General features: G+C 64.4%; 3 protein-coding genes. All 3 read left to right on the forward strand.

Annotated elements, in window-relative coordinates:
• A partial coding sequence (locus tag ACO48X_RS06445) for an AAA domain-containing protein (protein WP_485001283.1) occupies window positions 1-2,402 on the forward strand: 2,402 nt, incomplete at its 5' end.
• A gap of 60 nt (window positions 2,403-2,462) precedes the next feature.
• Complete coding sequence (locus tag ACO48X_RS06450) at window positions 2,463-2,639, forward strand: hypothetical protein (protein WP_485001284.1); 177 nt, start codon at window positions 2,463-2,465, stop codon at window positions 2,637-2,639.
• Window positions 2,640-2,708: 69 nt separating this feature from the next.
• On the forward strand, window positions 2,709-3,351 hold a 643-nt coding region (locus tag ACO48X_RS06455; protein WP_485001285.1), incomplete at its 3' end, for a glutamine synthetase beta-grasp domain-containing protein.

Below are 3,351 nucleotides of genomic sequence, written 5' to 3' on the forward strand. Positions count from 1 at the left end.
TCCTCAACATCGTTGCCACTCTCCTTCAGCCCTCGAAACTGACGGCGGGGATCGTCTCCTTCAGCAATGCCGCAGTCGACAACGTTCGAGACAAGCTTGACGAGGCGGGGCTTGGATTCGTGGCCGCCCGGCTCGGAAACAAACGAATGGTCGCGGAGTTTCTTCGGGGGCAAGAGTCGAGAATGCGCGCGCTGGCGAACTGGAAGGCAGGGCGGACGGCGCGCAGCCACGACGGAGCAGCCCGCGTGGACTCGGAGGCTGCGGACGGCGCCCGTCAGGCGGGCGGCCTTCAAAGCGACGGCTCGAAGGCCGACGGCCGGGACGACGGTCTGCGGCGCGCCGGGCCGAGTGCCGCCGAGCCGAACGTCGGCGGGCGGAACGTCGGCGGGCGGAACGTCGATTCCGAGATCGCCGAAGCGGAAAGCAGGCTCGTCGGCATATGGCGGGCCAGCCGCGAGCTCGCCGAGGTGCGGCGTTCCATCGAGGAATGCGCACTGGAGTTTTCGCATTTTGAGCGCCGCATGCGCGGCGAGCGCTTCGCCGACCTCGAGGGACTGCCTCTGCTGCGCAAATCCTCCGACAAGATCGTCAAGTACCTCGCGGAAACTGCCGTCCGGGCGGAGCCGCCGGGCGGCCTTTCGGGCATCGTCGGCCGCATCCGCAGGCACTTCGAATACGGATCGCTCAAAAGCCTCGACCCGAGGGACGCCGACGTCGTCCTTCGCCTGCAACGGGCCTTCTACACCCGGAGCCTTGAGGAGTTGGAGGAGCGCAGAAGGCTCCTCGAGGAAACCCTTGCCCGGGCCGACGAGGAATCCGTTCGAAAGCGGCACAAGACGCTGTCTCGCCAGGCTCTCGACGACGCATTGCGCCGCCGGTATCGCGGCGCGGCAAGAAAAAGCTTCGACGATGAAGGCCTTCGCAGGCAAACGAAAGACCTCCTGCGCGAATACCCGGTTGTGCTGACCACATGCCATTCGATTCGCAGCAACCTCGCGGAGGGAACCCTCCTCGACTGGCTGATCATCGACGAAGCGACGCTGACGGACGTTCTCAGCGCCGCACTGGCGCTCAGCCGCGCCCGCAACGTGGTTGTAGTCGGCGACCTCAAACAACTCGCGCCCGTGCTCGACAAGAAGTGGGCCAAGGCCCTTCCCGCCCCTCCGGACCCGGCGTACGACGTCGGAGAGCTCTCGATCCTGGAATCGGTCAAGGAACTCTACGGCGAGAGACTGCCGCAGACGATGCTGCGCGAGCACTTCAGGTGTGCACCGGAGATCATTGGCTTTTGCAACGGAATGTTCTACGGCGGCCAGCTCATTCCCCTGGCGGACAGGCCGGGCGAGGCCGCCGGGCCGTCCCTGGCCATGTTCAAGACGGCGCCGGGAAACCATTGTCGCCGCATCGCCCGGGGCCCGGTCAAAGGCAGGTACAACCAGCGGGAGATCGACGTCGTCATGCGGGAAACGCTCGCCGAATGCGGCATTTCTCCCGCCGATCTCAATGTGCGGAGGGGAAGCGACCTCGAAGTCGGCTTCGCAGCGCCCTTCCGGCTCCACGCCGACCGCCTCGATCAGGCGCTCGAGGACGCCTTCGGCGGGCGCGTGGAAGGCGAGGCCGACGGCGGGTGGCTCTCAGAAACCGTTCACAAATTCCAAGGCAGGGGCGCTCGCACGATGGTCTTCAGCACGGTCCTCGACGAGTCTCGCGACGGACGCAGGGCTCTCAGCTTCGCGGACGACCCCCGTCTCATCAATGTCGCGGTCTCTCGGGCCAAAGAGCGGTTCGTCCTCGTGACCGACGACGGTGAAATGAGGGGGAGCGTCAACATCTCCGCCCTCGCCGACTACATTCGCTATCAGTGCCCGGATCAGGTGGTTGAAAGCCGCATCGTGTCCGTTTTCGACCTCCTGTACCGCAAACATTCCGAGAGGTTGGCGAAGTTCGCCTCCGGCCTGCGGGGCAAAAGCAAATACAAGTCAGAGAACATCATGTACACCCTGCTCAAGGACCTGCTCGGCGAGTCCAAGTACGAAGGCTGGCTGGACGTGGCCTTTCAGGTGCGGCTTCGCGACCTCGTTCCTGACTTAGCGCTTTTGAGCGAGCGCCAGCGGAAGTTCGTCCGTTCGACGTCGGCCGTCGACTTCGTCGTCTACCACACCGTGACCCGCCGCGCCCTGCTGGCCATCGAGGTGGACGGAACCGCTTTCCACGAAGACAAACCTTTGCAGCTCAGACGCGATGGGCTCAAGCAGTCCATACTCAGCCTGTACGGGGTCAAGGTTCTGTCGTTTCGAACGAACGGCAGCGACGAGGAAGGCCGCATGCGCCAAGAGCTCGACCGCGTTCTTGCGGAGGGGCTGCCGGACTCTAGCGGAGCGCCCGCCGGCCCAAGCGCGTGAGTCGAAGGCGTCGCGAAAAGGCGCGTGAAAAGCGAAAAGGCCCGTGAAAAGGAAGCAGACATGGGGACTGCATTGCTGTGGGCGGCGGCCGGCGGAGTGCGTTCCTTCAGGCCCGGACCCGCGCTTGCCGTTCAGGGCCATGCGTTCGCAGGCGCCGCGTCCGCGACGGCTTCTCCTTGGATTGCGCGCCAGCCAAAGGCGACCGTCGATTGGCCGGTTTCGGAGCATCTGCGATAATCTCGTTTATCCCGCCAATTCGGTGTAAACCGCGTCTGTTCGACGTCGCCCAGCCGCTAGGAGAAACACATGCTCGAGGCCGACTCTCTGGCTTTGAATCCAAACCCGCTCGTCCAAGAACTCGGCAAGCCCGCGGAGAAGTTCACGCGGGCCGATATCCTTCGATTCGTCCGCGAGCGCGACATACCGATGCTCAACCTGCGTTACGTCGGCGGCGACGGCAGGCTCAAAACCCTCAATTTTGCAATCCAGTCCGCCGCCCACCTCGAGAGGGTGCTGACGATGGGGGAGCGAGTGGACGGCTCCTCGCTCTTCGATTTCGTCGACGCCGTCAGCTCGGACCTTTACGTCGTGCCGCAACTGCGCACCGCATTCCTCAACCCCTTCAATCCGATACCGAGCCTCGACATCATGTGCGGGTTCTACGACGTCAATGGAAATCCGTTGGCCAGCGCGCCTCAGCAGGTTTTGCGCAAGGCGCAGGACGCTCTGGAGGACGCAACGGGCTGCCGGCTCGAAGCCCTCGGCGAGCTCGAGTACTACCTGTTCTCCCCGCGGGAGAGCCTGTTCCCGGTCGAGCCGCAGCGCGGGTACCACGAGGCCTCGCCCTTCTCGAAATGGGAGGAGGTGCGCACTGAGGCGCTCTATCACCTCGCGCAGATGGGATGCTCGGTCAAGTACGCCCACGCGGAGGTCGGCAACTTCGTCGCCG

This window comes from Peptidiphaga sp. (assembly GCF_057238965.1).